Origin of the sequence: Streptomyces sp. NPDC007917, from assembly GCF_042959105.1 — a bacterium.
Lineage (GTDB): Bacteria > Actinomycetota > Actinomycetes > Streptomycetales > Streptomycetaceae > Streptomyces.
Map to the genome: position 1 here is coordinate 155,444 of NZ_JBIBKK010000013.1, position 19,021 is coordinate 174,464.

The 19,021-nt window shown below is 73.1% G+C and carries 15 protein-coding genes; 4 read left to right on the forward strand and 11 right to left on the reverse strand.

The window, feature by feature from the left end; translation table 11 throughout:
* The first annotated feature begins 99 nt into the window (after window positions 1–99).
* On the forward strand, window positions 100–702 hold the full coding sequence (locus tag ACFZDL_RS26040) for a tetratricopeptide repeat protein (RefSeq protein WP_353592564.1): 603 nt from the start codon (window positions 100–102) through the stop codon (window positions 700–702).
* A 71-nt stretch (window positions 703–773) separates the two neighbouring features.
* Here the strand turns inward: ACFZDL_RS26040 and ACFZDL_RS26045 are convergent, their stop codons facing one another.
* The 4 genes from ACFZDL_RS26045 to ACFZDL_RS26060 all read right to left on the reverse strand — a co-directional run bounded on the left by ACFZDL_RS26045 (window position 774) and on the right by ACFZDL_RS26060 (window position 7,841).
* Complete coding sequence (locus ACFZDL_RS26045) at window positions 774–4,604, reverse strand: multifunctional oxoglutarate decarboxylase/oxoglutarate dehydrogenase thiamine pyrophosphate-binding subunit/dihydrolipoyllysine-residue succinyltransferase subunit (RefSeq protein ID WP_353592565.1); 3,831 nt, start codon at window positions 4,602–4,604, stop codon at window positions 774–776.
* A gap of 361 nt (window positions 4,605–4,965) precedes the next feature.
* Window positions 4,966–6,210: a HAMP domain-containing sensor histidine kinase gene (locus ACFZDL_RS26050; RefSeq protein WP_353592566.1), complete on the reverse strand. Its 1,245-nt coding sequence runs from the start codon at window positions 6,208–6,210 to the stop codon at window positions 4,966–4,968.
* Window positions 6,207–6,947, reverse strand: coding sequence for a response regulator transcription factor (locus tag ACFZDL_RS26055; protein ID WP_353592567.1), 741 nt, complete (start codon window positions 6,945–6,947; stop codon window positions 6,207–6,209). Before ACFZDL_RS26055 ends, ACFZDL_RS26050 begins: the two co-directional genes overlap by 4 nt.
* 102 nt (window positions 6,948–7,049) lie before the next feature.
* Window positions 7,050–7,841: a spermidine synthase gene (locus ACFZDL_RS26060; RefSeq protein WP_353592568.1), complete on the reverse strand. Its 792-nt coding sequence runs from the start codon at window positions 7,839–7,841 to the stop codon at window positions 7,050–7,052.
* Window positions 7,842–8,039: 198 nt separating this feature from the next.
* Between ACFZDL_RS26060 and ACFZDL_RS26065 the strand changes: the two genes are divergently transcribed.
* Window positions 8,040–9,104 (forward strand): rhomboid-like protein, encoded by a 1,065-nt coding sequence (locus tag ACFZDL_RS26065; protein WP_353592569.1) that lies wholly within the window; start codon window positions 8,040–8,042, stop codon window positions 9,102–9,104.
* Here ACFZDL_RS26065 and ACFZDL_RS26070 read toward each other — a convergent pair.
* Genes ACFZDL_RS26070 through ACFZDL_RS26090 form a run of 5 tightly spaced genes read right to left on the reverse strand, consistent with a single transcriptional unit; the run spans window position 9,056 to window position 13,635 of the window.
* Complete coding sequence (locus ACFZDL_RS26070; RefSeq protein ID WP_353592672.1) at window positions 9,056–9,673, reverse strand: hypothetical protein; 618 nt, start codon at window positions 9,671–9,673, stop codon at window positions 9,056–9,058. The genes ACFZDL_RS26065 and ACFZDL_RS26070 overlap by 49 nt on opposite strands.
* Before the next feature lie 5 nt (window positions 9,674–9,678).
* Window positions 9,679–10,986, reverse strand: a complete 1,308-nt coding sequence (locus ACFZDL_RS26075; RefSeq protein WP_353592570.1) for a hypothetical protein — start codon at window positions 10,984–10,986, stop codon at window positions 9,679–9,681.
* Window positions 10,983–11,750: an ATP-binding cassette domain-containing protein gene (locus ACFZDL_RS26080; RefSeq protein WP_353592571.1), complete on the reverse strand. Its 768-nt coding sequence runs from the start codon at window positions 11,748–11,750 to the stop codon at window positions 10,983–10,985. Before ACFZDL_RS26080 ends, ACFZDL_RS26075 begins: the two co-directional genes overlap by 4 nt.
* A 41-nt stretch (window positions 11,751–11,791) precedes the next feature.
* The gene (locus ACFZDL_RS26085; protein WP_353592572.1) at window positions 11,792–13,039 is read right to left on the reverse strand and encodes a zf-HC2 domain-containing protein; all 1,248 of its coding nucleotides are present in this window, start codon (window positions 13,037–13,039) and stop codon (window positions 11,792–11,794) included.
* On the reverse strand, window positions 13,036–13,635 hold the full coding sequence (locus ACFZDL_RS26090) for an RNA polymerase sigma factor (RefSeq protein WP_353592573.1): 600 nt from the start codon (window positions 13,633–13,635) through the stop codon (window positions 13,036–13,038). Before ACFZDL_RS26090 ends, ACFZDL_RS26085 begins: the two co-directional genes overlap by 4 nt.
* A gap of 194 nt (window positions 13,636–13,829) precedes the next feature.
* Between ACFZDL_RS26090 and lon the strand changes: the two genes are divergently transcribed.
* Window positions 13,830–16,250 carry an endopeptidase La gene (gene lon / locus ACFZDL_RS26095; RefSeq protein ID WP_353592574.1) on the forward strand — a complete coding sequence of 807 codons (2,421 nt, stop codon included), beginning with the start codon at window positions 13,830–13,832 and terminating at the stop codon, window positions 16,248–16,250.
* 153 nt (window positions 16,251–16,403) lie between these two features.
* Here the strand turns inward: lon and ACFZDL_RS26100 are convergent, their stop codons facing one another.
* Window positions 16,404–17,246, reverse strand: a complete 843-nt coding sequence (locus tag ACFZDL_RS26100) for a lysozyme (protein ID WP_353592575.1) — start codon at window positions 17,244–17,246, stop codon at window positions 16,404–16,406.
* 257 nt (window positions 17,247–17,503) lie between these two features.
* On the opposite strand from ACFZDL_RS26100, the gene ACFZDL_RS26105 reads away from it, so the two are divergent.
* Window positions 17,504–17,986: a MarR family transcriptional regulator gene (locus ACFZDL_RS26105; protein ID WP_353592576.1), complete on the forward strand. Its 483-nt coding sequence runs from the start codon at window positions 17,504–17,506 to the stop codon at window positions 17,984–17,986.
* A 173-nt stretch (window positions 17,987–18,159) separates the two neighbouring features.
* On the opposite strand, the gene ACFZDL_RS26110 is transcribed toward ACFZDL_RS26105, so the two are convergent.
* The gene (locus ACFZDL_RS26110; RefSeq protein ID WP_353592577.1) at window positions 18,160–18,933 is read right to left on the reverse strand and encodes a protein phosphatase 2C domain-containing protein; all 774 of its coding nucleotides are present in this window, start codon (window positions 18,931–18,933) and stop codon (window positions 18,160–18,162) included.
* Between the last annotated feature and the right edge of the window lie 88 nt (window positions 18,934–19,021).

Genomic DNA, 19,021 nt, shown 5'->3' on the forward strand with positions numbered 1-19,021 from the left:
TGCCCGATGGGCGTTTTTGCTGCGATGCGGCGGCGCTTCGCGCCGTCGGTCTCAGGGTCGAGTTCCCTCCCCACCTGAAGGCGGGGATTCCCTGCCGCCGTGACGCTGGATCGCGCGGTACGGCTGCTGGGTGAGACCGCACCGCTGTCCCTGATGATCGCCTCCCACTACTCGTGTGCGCTGAGGCGGAGGGGTCGCCTCGAACAGGCGAGGGAGGTGGGGGACTTCGTCACGGATGCCTACCGGGTGACCCTGGGAGATCGGCACCCGTACGCCAGCGGGGCAGCGGCGAACAACGGGCTCGTGCTGCTGGAGCAGGGCGAGGACGAACCGGCGCGCACGGTGCTGGAGAAGGCCCTGACCGAGATGACCGCCGCACTCGGCGAGGACCACCCCTGGACGCTGGGCATCGCCGTCAACACCGCCGCCGCCCACCAGATCGTGGGGGACAGGACGGACGCCTGTGCGCTGAGCCGGGAGGCCGCGCTGCGGGCCGAGCGGGTGCTGGGGCAGCGGCATCCGCTGACCCTGGTGGCGCGGCTGGCGCTCGCCGCCGACCTGAGGGAGATCAAGGGCGGACGGGAAGAGGCGTGGGCGATCGAGCGGGCGGCCGTTGATGACCTGGCGGACGTCTTCGGGACGGAGCACCGCCTCCTGGGACCCGCCCGCGTCTTGTGGAACTTCGAGCCGTTGCTCGTCTGAACAGCCGGAAGGCCCGGCCCCCGCGTCGCGCGGGAGCCGGGCCTTCCGTACAGCTACGGCCTCAGGGCAGGTCAGATCTCGAAGACCTCGTTGACCAGCACCTGCTGCTCCGTCTGGTGCCGCTTGTTCGACCCCACCGCCGGCGAGGAGGAGTGCGGCCGGGACACCCGGACGAGCCGCTCGGAGGCCGGCAGGTCCGCGCCCACCGAGAGCTCCAGGTGGTCGATCAGGTTGAGCGCGATGAACGGCCACGCACCCTGGTTCGCCGGCTCCTCCTGCGCCCACACGAACTTCTGGACGCCGGAGTACTTGGCGATCTCGGCCTGCAGCTCGGCGCCCGGCAGCGGGTACAGCCGCTCCAGCCGGATGATGGCCGTGTCCGTCACACCGCGCTTGTCCCGCTCGGCGGCCAGGTCGTAGTAGACCTTGCCGGAGCAGAAGACGACCTTGCGGACGGCGGCCGGGTCGACCGTCTCGTCGCCGATGACCGGGCGGAAGGAGCCGTTCAGGAACTCCTCGGTCTTGGAGGCCGCCGCCTTCAGACGCAGCATCGACTTCGGGGTGAAGACGACCAGCGGCTTGTGGTGCGGGTTGTGGACCTGCCAGCGCAGCAGGTGGAAGTAGTTCGACGGCAGCGTCGGCACGGCGACCGTCATGTTGTTCTGCGCGCACAGCTGGAGGAAGCGCTCGATACGGGCCGAGGAGTGGTCCGGGCCCTGGCCCTCGTAGCCGTGCGGGAGCAGCAGCGTGACGCCGGAGGTCTGGCCCCACTTCTGCTCGGCCGAGCTGATGAACTCGTCGACGATCGTCTGTGCGCCGTTGACGAAGTCACCGAACTGGGCCTCCCACATGACCAGCGCGTCCGGCCGGGCCAGCGAGTAGCCGTACTCGAAGCCCATCGCCGCGTACTCGCTGAGCAGCGAGTCGTAGACGTTGTAGCGGGCCTGCTCCTCGCTGAGGTAGAGCAGCGGGGTGTAGTCCTCGCCGGTCTCCCGGTCCACCAGCACCGCGTGGCGCTGGCCGAAGGTGCCGCGGCGGGAGTCCTGGCCGGCCAGGCGGACGGGGGTGCCCTCCATCAGCAGCGAGCCGATGGCCAGGGTCTCGCCCATGCCCCAGTCGATCGTGTCGTCCTCGATCATCGCCGCGCGCCGCTGGAGCTGCGGGTACAGCCGCGGGTGGACGGTGATCCGGTCGGGGATGTTGACCTGGGACTCGGCGATCCGCTTGACGACCTCCTGGCTGACGGCCGTGGAGACCGCCACCGGGAACTCCGCCTGGGGCTCGGGGACCTCGGTCGGGGCCGGGTGCGAGGTGGCGTCGCGGACCTCGGTGAAGACCTTCTCCAGCTGGCCCTGGAAGTCCTGCAGCGCCTGCTCGGCCTCTTCCAGGGTGATGTCGCCGCGACCGATCAGCGACTCGGTGTAGAGCTTGCGCACCGAGCGCTTCTTGTCGATCAGGTCGTACATCAGCGGCTGGGTGAAGCCGGGGTTGTCGGTCTCGTTGTGACCGCGGCGGCGGTAGCAGATGAGGTCGATGACCACGTCCTTGTTGAACGCCTGGCGGAACTCGAAGGCGAGGCGCGCGACGCGCACCACGGCCTCCGGGTCGTCGCCGTTGACGTGGAAGATCGGCGCCTCGATCATGCGCGCGACGTCCGTGGCGTACATCGAGGAGCGGGACGCGGCCGGGGCGGCGGTGAAGCCGACCTGGTTGTTGATGACGATGTGCACGGTGCCGCCGGTGCGGTAGCCGCGCAGCTGCGACATGTTCAGGGTCTCGGCCACGACGCCCTGGCCCGCGAAGGCGGCGTCGCCGTGCAGGGCGACGGGCAGGACGGTGAAGTCGGTGCCGGCCTTGCCGATGATGTCCTGCTTGGCGCGGACCACGCCCTCCAGGACCGGGTCCACCGCCTCCAGGTGGGAGGGGTTGGCGGTCAGCGAGACCTTGATCTGCTCGCCGTCCAGGCCGGTGAAGGTGCCGTCGGCGCCCAGGTGGTACTTCACGTCACCGGAGCCGTGCATCGACTTCGGGTCGAGGTTGCCCTCGAACTCGCGGAAGATCTGCGCGTACGACTTGCCGACGATGTTGGCGAGGACGTTGAGGCGGCCGCGGTGGGCCATGCCGATGACGACCTCGTCCAGGCGCGACTCGGCGGCCGCGTCCAGCACCGCGTCGAGCAGCGGGATGACGGACTCGCCGCCCTCCAGCGAGAAGCGCTTCTGACCGACGTACTTCGTCTGCAGGAAGGTCTCGAACGCCTCGGCCGCGTTGAGCCGGCGCAGGATCCGCAGCTGCTCCTCGCGCTCCGGCTTGGCGTGCGGGCGCTCCACGCGGTCCTGGATCCACTTGCGCTGCTTCGGGTCCTGGATGTGCATGAACTCGATGCCGGTGGTGCGGCAGTACGAGTCGCGCAGCACGCCCAGGATGTCGCGCAGGTTCATCATCGTCTTGCCGGCGAAGCCGCCGACCGCGAACTCGCGCTCCAGGTCCCACAGGGTGAGGCCGTGCTCGATGATGTCCAGGTCGGGGTGCTTGCGCTGGCGGTACTCCAGCGGGTCGGTGTCGGCCATGACGTGGCCGCGGACCCGGTAGGAGTGGATCAGGTCGAAGACGCGCGCGGCCTTGGTGACGTCGTCGTCGTGGGAGACGTCGATGTCGCGCAGCCAGCGGACCGGCTCGTACGGGATCCGCAGCGCCTTGAAGATCTCGTCGTAGAAGTCGTTCTCGCCGAGCAGCAGCTGGCTCATGATCCGCAGGAACTCGCCGGAGGCGGCGCCCTGGATCACCCGGTGGTCATAGGTGCTGGTCAGCGTCATGATCTTGGAGATGCCCAGCTTGTTCAGGGTGTCCTGAGACGTGCCCTGGAACTCGGCCGGGTACTCCATGGCGCCGACGCCGATGATCAGACCCTGTCCGGGCATCAGCCGCGGCACGGAGTGCACGGTGCCGATGCCGCCCGGGTTGGTGAGGGAGGCCGTGACGCCGGTGAAGTCCTCCATCGTCAGCTTGTTCGCGCGGGCGCGGCGGACGATGTCCTCGTAGGCCTGCCAGAACTCGAAGAAGTTCAGCGTCTCGGCCTTCTTGATCGCCGCGACGACGAGCTGGCGGTCGCCGTTGGGCTTGACCAGGTCGATGGCGAGGCCGAGGTTGACGTGCTCGGGCTTGACCAGGGTCGGCTTGCCGTCCTTCTCGGTGAACGAGTAGTTCATCGAGGGCATCGCCTTCAGCGCCTGCACCATGGCGTAGCCGATCAGGTGCGTGAAGGACACCTTGCCGCCGCGGGCGCGCTTGAGGTGGTTGTTGATGACGATGCGGTTGTCGAACAGCAGCTTGACCGGGACGGCGCGCACGGAGGTGGCCGTCGGCAGCTCGAGGCTGGCGTTCATGTTCTTCGCGACGGCGGCGGAGGGGCCGCGCAGCGTGACGTACTCGGGACCGGCGCCCGGGGCGGCCGGCTCGGCGGCCTTGGCCGGCGCCGCCTTCGCGGCGGGCGTGGCCTTGGCCGGAGCGGCGGCGGCCGGGGCCGCGGGCTTCGCCGGGGCCGGGGCGGCCTGCTGGGCGGCGGGCGGCGCGGCCGGGGCGGCGGGCTTCGCCGGGGCCGGCGCGGCGCCGTTGCTCACCGGGGCCGGCGCGGCGGCTCCGGTACCGGCCGCCCCCGCAGCGGCCGGGGCCGGTGGGGCCGTCGCGGACTCGGCCACCGCGGAGCCGGTGTCCTGGCCCGGCTTGTAGTCGGCGAAGAAGTCCCACCAGGCTCGGTCGACCGAGTTCGGGTCCTGGAGGTACTGCTGGTAGATCTCGTCGACGAGCCACTCGTTGGGGCCGAACGCGGCGGCAGGGTTACTCCCCTGACCGTCCTGCTGGTCGGTCGAGACGCTCGAACTGTTGGGGGACTGTGGCGACACGGCGGCAACCGCCCTCTTCCGCTTCCTAAGGTGGTGGACAGCGGGAATAAAGGCTACGCCTCTCGGCCCCTTACGTGCAGGCCGCACTGGTCATCGTCGCGCAAGTCACATTGATCGGCTGGTTTCGGGGCCTGAGGTGGCGGGAATCACCGCTGGTTCTGGCGTGCGATGGGAACGCAAAAACGCGCCCACACCCGCTCGGATGTGCGCGACCGACGACGTCTGTGCGCCTTCGCTGACGACTTTACGTCAATTTTGATCTCTGTGGGGTCCGGGTTCGTCTAGGAGATCTGCCAGAGATCGGCCGGAGATCCGCCAGAGACCTGCTGGAGACCTGCCGGAGACCTGTGGAGCTGATCAGTCAGTGGTCCCGCTGCTCTTTGGAGTGGTTCCCCGGCAGGCTGACCTTGATCCGGCAGCCCCGGGGGGACTCGGCCACGCCGATCCGCCCCCCGTGCAGATCCACCGCCCACCGCGCGATGGCGAGCCCCAGCCCCGTACCGCCGTCGCTGCCCTGCCCCGGCCCGAGCGGCGCCCCCGGCTTTCCGCCCTGCGCGGACGGGCCGCCCCGGTTGAAACGCTCGAAGACCCGGTGGCGCTCGGCCTCCGGGATTCCCGGGCCCTCGTCCAGGACCTCCAGCTCCAGGCTCTCCGGGCCCTCGCCGCGCCGCGCCCGTACGGTGACCCGGCCGTGCGCGGGGGAGTGCTTCACGGCGTTGTCGATCAGATTCGCCACGACCTGGTGAAGCCGCTCCACATCGGCGTGCGCGGCCAGATCGGACGGGAAGACGTCCAGGTTGAGATGGACGTCCTTGCGGGCGTGCGAGCCCGAGCTGCCGTCCGCGTACGCGCTCTTGGCCATGCTGGCCTCCTTGAGGATCCCGGCCAGATACGGCCAGACCTCGAAGCGCCGCGCGTACAGCGGCACCACGCCCTTGTCCAGCCGGGACAGGTCGAGCAGCTGCTCGACCAGCCGGCCCAGCCGCTCGGTCTGGCGCAGCGCGACGCGCATCGTCTCCGGGTCGGCCTCCGAGACCCCGTCCACGACGTTCTCCAGGACCGCGCGTAGCGCCGCGATCGGGGTGCGCAGCTCATGGGAGACGTTCGCGACCATCTCCTTGCGCTGGGTGTCCACCGCCTCCAGGTCGGCGGCCATCCGGTTGAAGGAGGTGGCCAGGGCGCCGAACTCGTCCCCCCGCTGGGCGGCGCTCACCCGTCGGGTGTAGTCGCCGTGCGCCATCGCCCGGGTGACCTCGGTCATCTCGTCCAGCGGGGCGGTCAGGCCGTGCGCCACGAACTGGGTGATCAGCAGGGAGGCGATGATCGAGAAGATGGTGATGACGCGCAGCTCGGTGTCCGAGTGCATCGCCGCGAAGACCAGCAGCGTGGTGATGATGACCGAGCCGATGACCAGCGCGCCGAGCGCGGCCTTCACCGACCGGTACGGATCGAAGGGCTTCAGGGCCTCCCACAGCCGGTCCCACTGGCGGCCCCAGGCGGCGCGCCAGGTCTCGTGCCAGGTGCGGCGCCAGGCCTCGCGGCGCCAGACCTCGCGACGCCAGACCTCGCGGCTCCAGACGGCCGTCCGGCGGCCCGAAGGCCTCATGCCGCCGGGGTCTCCAGGGCGTAGCCCACGCCGTGCACCGTACGGATCCGCTCCGCGCCGATCTTCCGGCGCAACGCCTTGATGTGGCTGTCCACGGTCCGGGTGCCCGAGGCGTCCGCCCAGTCCCAGACCTCCGCCAGCAGCTGCTCCCGGGAGAGCACCGCGCGCGGCGTGTTGGCCAGACAGACCAGCAGATCGAACTCGGTCGGGGTGAGGTGCACATCCGCGCCGCGCACCCGCACCCGGCGCTGCGCGTGGTCGATCTCCAGCTCACCCAGGCGCAGAATGCCGCTGCGCGGGGTGTGCGCGGCCAGCGCCGCCCGCTCGACGCGTCTGAGCAGCACATGCACCCGGGCGGCCAGTTCGCGCATGGAGAACGGCTTGGTCATGTAGTCGTCGGCGCCGACGCCCAGCCCCACCAGCATGTCGGTCTCGTCGTCGCGCGCGGTCAGCATCAGCACCGGCACCGGGCGCCTGGCCTGCACCCGGCGGCAGACCTCCAGGCCGTCGAACCCCGGCAGCATCACGTCGAGCACCAACAGGTCCGGCTGCCACGCCTCGGCCGTGTCGACGGCCGCCGGCCCGTCCCCGGCCGTCTGCACCTGGAACCCCTCGGCACGCAGCCGGGCCGCGATGGCGTCCACTATGGTCGGATCGTCCTCGACGACCAGGACCCGGCGCTGTGCTCCCGGGGTGGTCGTGGCGGCCCCGTTGTGGCTGCTGTGAGTCTGCTCCATGCGCCCGCCCCTGCTTTGTTCCGTGAAACCGCGGCTCCCGGCTGGTCAATTGCCCGGCCGCGCGCGCTGGCAAGCAGCGTAAAGGCAGCCTACGCGGCTCGGCTACGCGCCTCGAATCGCGAGGTGAACCACGTCCGGGACACCTCGGGCAACACTGATCTCTTCGGTTCGCACCCCCGTGAAACCGGCATTCCGGAGAGCCTCCTCGAAGGCGGACGAGGGCTGGGCGGACCACACGGCGAGCACCCCGCCCGGGGTGAGACGGGCCCGGCAGGCGGCGAGGCCGGAGGGGGAGTAGAGGCTGTCGTTGTCCTCGGTGACCGTCCAGTCGGGGCCGTTGTCGATGTCCAGGCAGAGCGCGTCGTAGGGCTGCCCGGATGCCGCGCCCGAGTGGAGGTGGGCGACCAGATCGGCCCTGATGACCTCGGTACGCGGATCGGCGAGCGCCGCTGCGGAGATCCGCCGCAGCGGGCCGCGGCGGTGCCAGTCGACGACCGCCTCCTCGCGCTCCACCACCACGATCCGGCCCCACCGCGGCTCGGCCGCTGCCTCGGCCAGCGAGAACCCGACGCCCAGGCCGCCGATCAGCAGCGCGGGCGCCTGCCGGCCGGCGGGCAGCGCGCTCAGCGCGGCGCGGATCAGAAGGCGCTCGGAGCGGCCGTCGGAGGTGTCCATCAGAAAGCACCCGTTGGCGATGATCTCGAAGACGGGTGATGTGGCGGCCGGGTCTTCGGCGGCCGGGCCGCCTGCGGTCGGGTCGCCTGCCGGGTCGGTCGCGCCCCCGCGCCCGCCTCCGCCGCGCCGCCGTAGCACCACCTCGCCGTACGGCCCTTCGCGACGGTCGAGGGTCACGGGGCGGTCGAGGTCGGCTGCGCTGTCGTACGGCGGGTGCACGGGGCGAGGTCCTTCCGGGGGCTCGGTCTTCGGGGCGGGGCTTTCCGCCGCCCGCCCGTGCCCGAATCTACCCACTGGGGCCGGGCCCTGTGGCGGCGTTCACAACCGCGGGGCAGGCGAGATGACGTGCGGCCCGTCCGTTGTTGTGATGAAAAGGCCAGGGGAGCGGCGGGGGCGGCACGAGGAAGGAGCCCCGGCGTGACGGAGACGCGAGCGGCCGGTACGGCGGCCGGTGAACCACGCCGGGCCGCGCGCCCGGCGAAGCGTTGCCGCGCCGCCGCGCGCCGCGCGGCGACGGCCTCCCACTCGGGCCCCTCGGCCCCGGACGCCGCCACGCCACAGCTGTCCCCCCGCCCCCGCGCCCACGTCTCCCCGGCGAAGGCCCCACCCGGGTGCACCGGCCTGGCCGCCGGTCCGGCCGCCGGTCCCGCCGGATCGGTCGAAGACGCCGGCGGGGCCGACTCCGTGGCTCGTGCCGTGCGGGTGGCGCCCGGCGCCGCCGTGGCGGACGGCGGCGGGCCTGCGAGCACCGCCGTGCGTGAGGGCCGGGCCGTACGAGCCCTACCCGCCAGTCGCCCCGCCGCCGGCGCCCGGCTCGGGTGGGCCGGGCGTGCCGTGCGGGCGGCGCGGGTGGTGTCCGGTCCGGGGCGGGCACCGTTCACGGTCGGTTACGCCCTGGTCCTGGTCGTCACCGGGCTGTTCGCCCGGCTCGCGGACCCGGACCTCGTGCACGACGTCCTGACCCACTCCAGCACCGACGTCGTGAACCTCGCCGATCGGCCGGTGCTGGTGCTGGTCGCCAGCGCGGGGTGGGTCGCGGGCGGGGTGCTGACGCCGTACCTCCTCGCCTTCCTCGTCGTGGTCGGCGCGCTGGAGCGGCGGCTGGGCGGCCTGCGGACCGCCGGGGTGTTCCTGCTCGGGCACGTGCTGGCGACGCTGATGACCGAGCTGCCCGTGGCCGCCGCGGTCGCCGTCGGGCACCTGCCGGACAGCTCGCTGCGGCGGCTCGACTACGGCATCAGCTACGGGCTGCTCGCGTGCACCGGCGCGCTCGCCGGGCTGCTGGGGCCCCGGCTGCGCTGGACGCTGCTCGGCGGGATCACGCTGGTGCTCGTCCTGGACCTCGTGGAGTTCGCCGATCCGCTCACCGACTGGGGCCACCTGCTCGCCCTGGCGATCGGCGTCCTGTGCCGGCCGTACGTGCGGCGGGTCGCTCAGCGGCGTGAGCCGGTGCCCTCCGGGCGGGCGCCGCGCAGCGCGTAGAGGCAGGTGCCCGCGGCGAACAGCGCCACGGCCGTCCACCACGCCGCCGGCTGCGGCCCCGGCTGGACAGACCAGGCCCAGACCGCGCCGGGACCACCCTCCTCGGCCGGCGCGGTGAAGTAGACCGCGCCGGTGTGCACCAGCATCGGCAGCCAGCTCAGCCGGGCGCCGATGAGCGCGGCGGCCAGGGCGGAGACCCCTACGGCGCCCAGGACGTTGCGGGTCATGGCGTACGCCCCGTACCCCCGCGCCTCGCCCGGGACGGCCAGCCCGAGCAGCGCCGCCGCCACCGCCGTGAGCAGCAGCAGCTGACAGGCGCGCCGCGGCCACCAGGGGCGTACGGCGGTCCGGTCCAGCTCTTCGCTGTGGGTGTACAGGCTCGCCCCGATCGCGGCCGAGACCAGCATCGGCGCGAGGACGACGACGGGCAGCCGGGCCCGCGGGCCGAGGTCGGAGTGGGCCACGGTCCAATCCGCGAGCCAGGCGGTGGCGGGCGCGGCGGCGATCAGGACGGCGATGGTCATGGGCAGGGCGCGCGAGCGCGCGTACAGCAGCAGGTTCGAGTTCACGGGGCTCACGGGGCAGTCACCTGCTCCAGCCGGCAGGAGCGCACGGCGGCGAAGTAGCTGCCGAGCCAGCGCGTGCGCTCGCGGTCGGGCATGGCCTTCAGCCGCTCCAGATCGCGGGTGAAGCCCGGCGCGTCCTGGCCGATGGGCGGCTCGGGCCGGGGCATGGGCGCCAGCCACTCGGCCACGGCCTCGCTGAGGTCGTTGTAGCGGTCCTCGTCCGAGACGCCCGGGCAGGACGGCGCCGTGGCGCCGAGGGCGGCGTTGGCCGCGAACATCTCCGGATCGACGATCCGGTTGCGCCGGAAGTAGTACTCCAAGCTGGACAGCGCGGCGTCGGTGCGCCGCACCTCGCTGTCGTCCAAGGCCTCGACGATGCGGGTGGGCGCGTTCGGTACGGTGCGCAGCTTCGCCGTCAGCCCGGCCAGCGCCGCGGACGCGTCCGGCAGCATCCTGCTGTGCGCCCGCGTCACGCAGACGCGGGGCGCGCCGTCGTCGCAGACCAGCGCTGTGCTCGCCGGGTCCGGGCGCCATACGCCCTCGCCCGTCTGCACGAGCAGGACGGCCGCGGTGGCCGCGGCGGCGAGCGGCGCGAGCGCCAGCGCGCGGGCGCGGCGGCGGGTGGCGTAGGCCAGCAGTCCGGCCGCCGCCAGCCCGGCCATCCACACCATCGAGGCGGGGCCGAACCACCACACCGGCCGGTCCCAGGAGTTGATGTGCTCCTTACCAGGGCTGAGCCAGGCCACGGGCGAGTCCTGAATGTCGATATAGAGCTCGGCGCCGTAGACGATCAGCGCCACGACGGGCGGGGCCAGCCGCCACGGGACGAGCCGGCCGGCGAGGAACCCCAGCGCGGCGATCGCGGCGATCGCCGTCGCGTCGGCCGCGATCAGCGAAACGTACGGGCTGCCGTAGCTTGCGTACTGCCAGGTCACCGACAGGCACACGGCGGCCGTGAGCAGATATCCGGCCACCGGCCACAGGATGGCGGGCGCTGCGGCCAGCAGGGTCCGCCGGAGGTGGGGGCGCGCGGCCGTGGCCAGAAGCTCCTCCGTACCCCGTCGGCGCTCCCGCCCGCCCTGCCAGCACGCGGCCGCGGCCGCGAGCGGGGCGCCGACCAGCAGCCCCGCCGTGCGCAGCATGTTGGTGGTGTCCGGCCAGCCGACCAGCCAGGCGTCGGACTTGTTGTACATGGCGAGCAACAGGGCGGCCAGCACGGCGGCGCCGGCGGGCAGCCCGATGCCGCGGCGGAGCTCGGCGCGCAGGGGGTGCGCGGCGCGCGCGGTACGCGGGGCGTGTGCCGGGGCCCGGCTCATCGGGTCGTCCCCCATCCGGCGGTGGCGCCCGCACCGGACCGCTGGCGGCGCAGCGCCACGGCGTAGCCACGCTCGATCGGATTGTCGCCGAAGTCCTCCGCCCCCGCCTCCGCGCCGAGTGCGGCCAGGGCGCGCGGCGTGCCGCGGTAGGCGACCCGGCCCGCGCCGATGAGCGTGACCTCCGTGCACGCCGCGGCGACGTCCTCGACCAGATGGGTGGAGACGATCACTGTCGCGTCGCGGCCCAGCTCCCGCAGCAGCGCCCGGAAGTCCACCCGCTGCTCCGGGTCGAGACCGGCCGTCGGCTCGTCGAGGAGCAGCAGGTCCGGGTCGTTGACGATCGCCTGCGCGATGCCGACGCGCCGCACCATGCCCCCCGAGAGCGTACGGACCTTCGCGTCGATGCGGTCGGCGAGGCCCACCCGCGCGACGGCGCGCTCGACCGCGGCGGGGGCGGCGGCGCGCGGTGTCTCCTTCAGCCAGGCCATGTAGGCGACGAACTCGCGCACCGTGAAGCCCGGGTAGTAGCCGAACTCCTGCGGCAGATAGCCGAGCCGGCGGCGCACGGCGGTGCGGTGCGCGGGCGCCGAGACATCGCCGCCGAGCAGTTCCACCCGCCCGGCGGTCGGCGGCGCGACCGTCGCGAGCACGCGGATCAGGGAGGTCTTGCCCGCGCCGTTGGGGCCGAGCAGACCGTGGACGCCGGTGCCGAAGGCGAGGTCGACGGCGTTCAGGGCGGTGGTCCTGCGGTGCCGGACCGTCAATCCATGGACAGCGACAGGGACAGAGACGGAGACGGCGCTGTTCAAATGCGCTCCAGGTGGTCGAAGGAGGTACGGCGCAGGGCCAGCAGCCCCGCGCAGACGGCCGCCGCCGCGGCCCAGCAGCTCTGGGCGGCGGGGCCGGACAGGACGGCGGTGAGGGAGTCGGTCAGGGCGTCGGCGAGCGAGCCGTGCTCGCCCTGGCCCGGGGCCGCGAGGAGCGCCGGGGCGCCCACCGCCAGCAGCCAGCCCGCGCCGACCGCCCCGGTGGCGATCCGGCAGCCGACGTACGAGGCGAGGGCGAGCGCGGCGAGCGTGAGCGCGAGCCCCGGCAACAGCCAGGCGGACGCGGCGGGCGCCCCGGCGGCCGCGGGCAGCAGTTGCCCGGCGAGGGTCAGCAGCGGCACGGACGCGGCGAGCACGGCCGCCGTACGGGTCAGCAGCAGCCGCAGCCCGCCGGACGGCGTGGACGCGGCCAGCTCATGCATCGGGTCGGCGTGCCGCCCATACGAGACCGCCACCCCGGCGGACGGCAGTACGGGCGCGAGCGCCAGCAACAGCGGCCGCACTCCGGAGACCCCCGCGGCCCGCGCGGCCCCGGCCGCGATCAAGCCCGTCACGAGCAGCGCGACCAGCCAGGGCCCGCGCAGCGCGGGCCCCGCGGCCCACACCGTCCACGCGCATGCGCCCCGGACCGCGCCCCACCGCCGCGCGGGGGCACCGCCCGCGCCGGCGGCTTCTCGCGCGGCGGGCGTGTCGGCCTGCGTTGTGGGGGAGGGGGTCAGGCCCGGGGCCTGGGCCCCGGCGGCCGGGCGCGCGGGGGCGAGGTTCGTCCCCGGGGCCGTGTCGGCGGACGCGCGGGCGGCGATGGGCCGGGCGCTCGCCCGGGCGCCGGGAGCGTCCGCAGCCGACTTCGACGCCCCGGCCGCGGCGCCCGGGGGAGCGGTTCGCTCGGCGTGCCGGGCCGCCGCGGTTTCCACGGGCGCGGTATCGGGCGTCGGGGACGGGCGCGACACGCCCGGCGCCAGGTGCCGGGCCCCGGCTCCGGCGCCGTCCGCCTCCGCGAAGGCCAGCACCGCCGCCCGGATGTCCGCCAGCGCGGGCGCTGCCGCGCCCGCGCGGACCGCGGCCGAGACGCGCTCCGCGCAGCCGGCACAGGACTCGACGTGCTTCTCGACCGACCACGCGTCGGTCTCCGGCAGCGAGCCGTCGGCGTACGACGCCGCGTGCGCGGGCGTCACGTGCCAGGCGGCGGTGGGGCCGCCGCGCTTGATCAGTCGCCGGAGCGTCATGCGGTGCCTCCGAGAGCGTCCAGGAGGTGCGGGGGTGTGGTGCGCAGCCCGGTCAGGGCGGCGCGGAGTTCTCTGCGGGCGCGTTGGGCGCGGGTTTTGACGGTGCCTTCGGGGATGCCGAGGAACTGCGCGGCCTCGCGGGTGGTGAGCCCGTCGACGACCGTGGCGCGCAGGACGGCGCGCAGTTCGGGGGAGAGGCGGTCGAGGGCGGTGCCGACGTCCCCGTACTCCAGCGCGTCGAGTGCCCGCTCCTCCGCGGAGGGTGCCGTGGCGCGGGCCGGGTCCGGCTGGTGGCGGGCGTGGGCGGCATCGGCCCGGGCGGCGCGGGCGGCGGCGCGCTGGGCGTCGACGAGGCGGCGGGCCGCGATGGTCCACAGCCAGCCGCCCGCCTCGCCGCCGCGGTGCGCGCCGGCGGTGCGCCAGGCCGTCACGAAGGTGTCCTGCAGGACCTCGCCCACGGTCTCGGGGTCCTGGCAGCGGCGCGTGAGGCGCGCGTGCAGCCAGCCCGCGTGCCGGTCGTAGAGCGCGGCGAGCGCCCGCGCGTCTCCCCGCGCGACGGCTCGCAGCAACTCCCCGTCGCTCCGGTCTGGCCCCATGGGGCGGAACAGTTTCACGCCCCTCTATCGCTTACCGAGGGGACGGCGGTTCACCTTCCGCGACACAGCGACGCACTGACGCACCGACGCACCGCGGGACGGTGATCGCTCAGAGCGAACAAGAGGCCGGGAACATCGGCGGGCCTTCGTGCATTGAGTCTGCATAGCTCAACTTGCCTGCCGAAGGGGAGATCATGGCTTCGACGTCCACACCGCTCACCCTGCCCGTGCTGCCCCTCGACGACGAGGTGGTGCTGCCCGGCATGGTGGTGCCGCTGGACCTGTCCGACACCGAGGTACGAGCGGCGGTGGAGGCCGCCCAGGCCGCCGCCCGATCAAGCGGCAGCGGCGGCGGCAAGCCGCGCGTCCTGCTCGTGCCGCGCGTCGACGGGACGTACGCGGGCATGGGCACGCTCGGCACGGTCGAGCAGGTGGGCCGGCTCTCCGACGGCGACCCGGGCGCGCTCATCCGCGGTGTGCGCCGGGTGCGCATAGGCGCGGGGACGACCGGCCCCGGGGCCGCTCTGTGGGTGGAGGGCACCCAGGTCGAGGAGATCGTTCCCGACCCGCTGCCCGGTGCCGTCACCGAGCTGGTCAAGGAGTACAAGGCGCTGGCCACCAGCTGGCTGCGCAAGCGCGGCGCCTGGCAGGTCGTGGACCGGGTGCAGCAGATCGACGACGTCGGCCAGCTGGCCGACAACTCCGGCTACTCGCCGTTCCTGTCCGTCCAGCAGCGCGTGGAGCTGCTGGAGACGGCCGACCCGGTGGCGCGGCTGAAGCTGGCCGTGGGCTGGCTGAGCGAACACCTCGCCGAGCAGGATGTCGCCGAGTCGATCGCCAAGGACGTCCAGGAGGGCGTCGACAAGCAGCAGCGCGAGTTCCTGCTGCGGCGGCAGCTGGAGGCGGTCCGCAAGGAGCTGGCCGAGCTCAACGGTGACCCGGAGGACGAGTCCGACGACTACCGGGCCCGGGTGGAGGCCGCCGACCTTCCCGAGAAGGTGCGCGAGGCGGCCCTCAAGGAGGTCGACAAGCTGGAGCGGGCCTCCGACCAGAGCCCGGAGGGCAGCTGGATCCGCACCTGGCTGGACACCGTCCTGGAGCTGCCCTGGAACGAGCGCACCGAGGACGCGTACGACATCGCCGGCGCCAAGTCCGTGCTCGACGCCGACCACGCGGGCCTGGAGGACGTCAAGGAGCGGATCACCGAGTACCTGGCGGTGCGCAAGCGCCGCGCCGACCGGGGCCTGGGCGTGGTCGGCGGCCGGCGGGGCGGCGCGGTGCTGGCCCTGGTGGGCCCGCCCGGCGTCGGCAAGACCTCGCTCGGCGAGTCGGTCGCCCGCGCGATGGGGCGCAAGTTCGTGCGCGTCGCGCTCGGCGGCGTCCGTGACGAGGCGGAGATCCGCGGCCACCGGCGTACGTACGTCGGGGCGCTGCCCGGCCGGATCGTACGGGCCATCAAGGAGGCGGGCTCGATGAACCCGGTCGTCCTCCTCGACGAGATCGACAAGGTCGGCTCCGACTTCCGCGGCGACCCCGCCGCGGCCCTGCTCGAAGTCCTGGACCCGGCGCAGAACCACACCTTCCGCGACCACTACCTGGAGGTCGAACTCGACCTGAGCGACGTGGTCTTCCTCGCCACGGCCAACGTCCTGGAGGCCATCCCCGAGGCCCTGCTCGACCGCATGGAGCTGGTGCGCCTGGACGGCTACACCGAGGACGAGAAGGTCACCATCGCCCGCGACCACCTGCTGCCCCGCCAGCTGGAGCGGGCCGGCCTGGAGCCGGGCGAGGTGACGCTGGAGGAGGGCGCGCTGCGCAAGCTGGCCGGGGAGTACACCCGCGAGGCGGGCGTACGGACCCTGGAGCGGGCCATCGCGCGGCTGCTGCGCAAGGTGGCGGCCCAGCACGAGCTGGGCGAGCGGGAGCTGCCGTTCACGGTCGGCACCGACGAGCTGCGGCCGCTGATCGGCCGCCCGCACCACACCCCCGAGTCCGCCCAGGACCCGGCCGAGCGGCGCACCGCGGTGCCGGGCGTGGCGACCGGGCTCGCGGTCACCGGCGCGGGCGGCGACGTGCTGTTCGTCGAGGCGTCGCTGGCCGACCCGGAGACGGGCGGCGCGGGGCTGACCCTCACCGGCCAGCTGGGCGATGTGATGAAGGAGTCTGCCCAGATCGCGCTCTCGTTCCTGCGCTCGCACGGCGCGGAGCTGGAGCTCCCGGTCGGTGACCTCAAGGAGCGCGGCATCCACCTGCACGTCCCGGCGGGCGCGGTGCCCAAGGACGGCCCGAGCGCGGGCATCACGATGACCACGGCCCTGGCCTCGCTGCTCTCCGGCCGCCAGGTGCGCCCGGACGTGGCGATGACGGGTGAGGTCTCGCTGACCGGGCGGGTGCTGCCCATCGGCGGCGTCAAGCAGAAGCTGCTGGCGGCGCACCGGGCCGGGGTGACCACCGTGATCATCCCGAAGCGCAACGAGCCCGACCTCGACGACGTCCCCGCCGAGATCCTGGACAAGCTCGACGTCCACCCGGTCTCGGACGTCCGCCGCGTCCTGGAACTGGCCCTCACCCCGGCGGCCGCGCCGGCCGCCCCGGAGGTTCCGGTGGCGGCGTGACGGACGCCACCGGTGCGGTGGCCCGGGGCTCCCGTTCGCACGGGAGTTCCGGGCCGTCCGCGTTCCGGGGGCCGGAAAGGCTGAGCCCCCCGGTGCACGGACAGCCGAATCCGTGCGCCGGGGGGCGAGGCACCGAGGGTGGGACGCGGGGGGTCAGCCGTTGGCGAGGGCCTGGACCCGGTCGATCGCGCCGTTGAACTTGTTGTGGTCGCCGACCGTCGCGCCCGACGAGGTGTACTGCCAGATGGTGTGGAAGCCCCAGCCCGCCGGGAGTTCACCGACCGATGAGCCGTAGCGCGGGATCCACAGCGGGTTGGTGCTGCCGAAGGCGCTGGAGTTGCCCGTGCAGCTCTTCCACCAGCTCGTCGACGTGTAGATCACCGGGTCGCGGCCGGTGAGCGACTTGTACGTGGTGGTGAAGTCCTTGATCCAGCTGACCATCGCGCTCGCGCTCTTGCCGTAGCAGGTCGCGCCGTAGGGGTTGTACTCCATGTCGAGCGCGCCGGGGAGCGTCTTGCCGTCCTTCGACCAGCCACCGCCGTGGTTGACGAAGTACGTGGCCTGGGCCGCGCCGCTGGAGTTGTCCGGCAGGGCGAAGTGGTACGAGCCGCGGATCATGCCGACGTTGTACGACCCGGTGTACTGCTGCGAGAAGTACGGGTTGGTGTAGCTGGTGCCCTCCGTCGCCTTGACGTAGGCGAAGCGGACCCCGCTGTTCCAGAGCGTCGACCAGGCGACGTTGCCCTGGTGGCTGCTGACGTCCACGCCTTCGACGGTGGCGAGCAGCCCGGGCGGCTCCTCACCGGTCGTGGAACCGCCTTCGTGCTTGAGTATCTGGGAGCCCGCCCAGTCGTCCTCGGGGTGGGGGATGGCCTTTCCGCTCTCGGCGGCCGAAGCCGTACCGGAGAGGGTGAAGCTCATCGCGAGGAGACCGGCGAGAATGCCGATGACCGCGGTCAGGGTGCGCCGGGTCGTACCAGGTCTGTGCTTGGGCATGGCGTGCCTCCGAGGGCCTCGTGTGGGGAGAGGTGCACATGTCATTGGAATGGCCATGTCAGGTAGGACGCTACGGGCGTAGATACGCGGCGCGGAAGGGGGCTGAGTTGCTGCCGTTGGTCTAATCCTGCGAAATACTGACGGAGCTGCGGCGACGACCGCGCCCGAAAGAAAATTTCACGCCGTGAAAATCCGGAGAGGGCTCTGACGTGCACGACAACGGGGCAATGCCCCCCGAGGGGGGTGAGGGACGCACCATGGGCGGAATTGGTGTAGACCATGCATTCCTGGCTCTGGAGCGCGAATTGGCGGTTTTCCTTCGCCGCGCCCGCGCCTCTTCGGGCGAATTGGCCCGGGAAGTCCACCCTGAGCTGGAATCCGCCGCGTATGGACTGCTGATGCGGCTGGAAGACGCCGGTCAGCAGCGGGCCACGGATCTCGCGGCCTACTTCGGTGTCGGCAAGGCGACGATGAGCCGCCAACTGCGGGCGCTGGAGGACCTCGGGCTGGTGGCCCGGGCCCCCGACCCCGCCGACGGCAGGGCCTTCCTGGTTCAGTTGACGGATGAGGGGCGTGCCCGGTTCCGTCGGGTGCGAGGAGCCCGCAGGGCGCGGTATGCCCGCCGCCTCGCGGCGTGGGAGCGCAGCGAGGTGGCCGAACTCGCCCGGCTGCTGCACCGGCTGAACTCGGTGCAGGTCACCGACGAGCCCGGGCAGGGCACAGCTTCGCCACAGGTGTAGGGCTCTCATGTACGTCAGGATCGGCAAGGTCCGCCGATCCGGCGACGCGGGTGCGGCATTCGGGGGATGTGCGGGGGACGGTCGGGGTGTCGGCCCCCGGAACGCCGCCAACCGATCTCTGGAGCTCCGCGAACCGGCCCCCGGAACGCCGCGAACCGGCTCCTGGAGCTCCCCTAGAACTCCGCGAAGACGACCGCCGCGTCGTCATGCGCCTTGCCGCGCCGGAACGCGATGCGCTCCGGGTCGGCGTCCTCCGCCGCCCGCACCCGGTCGATCAGCGACTGCGGGCCCTCCTTCCTCAGCAGCGCGAAGCACTCGGCCCAGTCGCCCTCGTGGAACACCTCCACCCACCGCGCCGCTCCGTCGGTGAGCGCCGCCACCGCCCGTATCCCCGCGCGCGGGGAAGCGCCGGTCACGGCCCTGCGGGAGACCGCCGGGTCGGCGGCGGCGGTGAAGAAGCCCCCCTCGACGTTGCGCAGCGGGGCCAGGGGCCGGCGCCCCGCGGCGACCAGCTGGTCGATGCGGTCGTCGAGCACGGGCGTGACCGTTCCGTCCGTGTGCTCGATCAGCAGCGCGGAGTCGGAGAGCACCAGATGCTCGACCCGCTCCGCGTCCCACCGCACCGCCACGACCGTCGCCTGAGGCGTTCTAACGTGAGAAAGGTCACATTCTGAGCCATGTGCCTCGGCCGTTCGTTCGATCGCACGGGAGAGGCAGTCCGCCAGCGGCATATCGCGGCGCGATCCGGACAGTTCGAGCAGCGCCCCGCCCAGCCGGGCGGTGAACCAGGGCACGCCGTGGGCGCAGCCGTAGTCCTCCTCGGGCGGCGTCACCCCGTCCAGTACCACCAGCGCCCCGCCCTGACCTGACGCGGGCAACGCTACTGACGCGTAGTCCTCGTTGGGGACACGGGGGTCACCGGGGGCGGTGGCGAGTTCGATGCGCATCCGGCCAGTCTGCCGGATCGGGGTCCGTCACCCCCGGGTCGACCGGGTTGCCCAGGTTCGGTCGGGATTGACGGTTGCGGAAATCTGT